Source organism: Paenibacillus taichungensis, from assembly GCF_013359905.1.
GTDB lineage: Bacteria > Bacillota > Bacilli > Paenibacillales > Paenibacillaceae > Paenibacillus > Paenibacillus taichungensis.
In genome coordinates this window covers 1-430 of the sequence record NZ_JABMCC010000043.1, presented here as the reverse complement: position 1 = coordinate 430, position 430 = coordinate 1, and the positions used below count along the sequence as shown (strand labels likewise).

The window sequence follows — 430 nt, the reverse complement described above, 5'->3', positions numbered from 1 at the left end:
CGAACCTGTGACAACTCGATTAACAGTCGAGTGCTCTACCAACTGAGCTATCAGGGAATGGTGGAGCCAAGCGGGATCGAACCGCTGACCTCCTGCTTGCAAGGCAGGCGCTCTCCCAGCTGAGCTATGGCCCCATACACTGTGGTTTAAAACTTATATGGTGGGCCCTGGTGGACTCGAACCACCGGCCTCACCCTTATCAGAGGTGCGCTCTAACCAACTGAGCTAAGGGCCCCAATATATTTCCCTTTTCCTTACGAGGGGGGCAAAAAAAATACCCCAAAGGGAATTCGCTTGGCGGCGTCCTACTCTCCCAGGACCCTGCGGTCCAAGTACCATCGGCGCTAGAGGGCTTAACGGTCGTGTTCGGGATGGGTACGTGTGGAACCCCTCCGCCATCGCCACCAAACGCATAGCTTAGCTTACATCT

Annotated in this window: 2 tRNA genes and 1 rRNA gene; all 3 read right to left on the bottom strand. The window is 55.3% G+C overall.

What is annotated here, in order from left to right:
- Positions 1-58: 58 nt before the first annotated feature.
- Positions 59-134, bottom strand: a tRNA-Ala gene (locus HP548_RS00290).
- Between the two features lie 24 nt (positions 135-158).
- Positions 159-235, bottom strand: a tRNA-Ile gene (locus HP548_RS00285).
- A gap of 57 nt (positions 236-292) precedes the next feature.
- A 5S ribosomal RNA gene (gene rrf, locus HP548_RS00280) occupies positions 293-409 on the bottom strand.
- Positions 410-430: the final 21 nt, after the last annotated feature.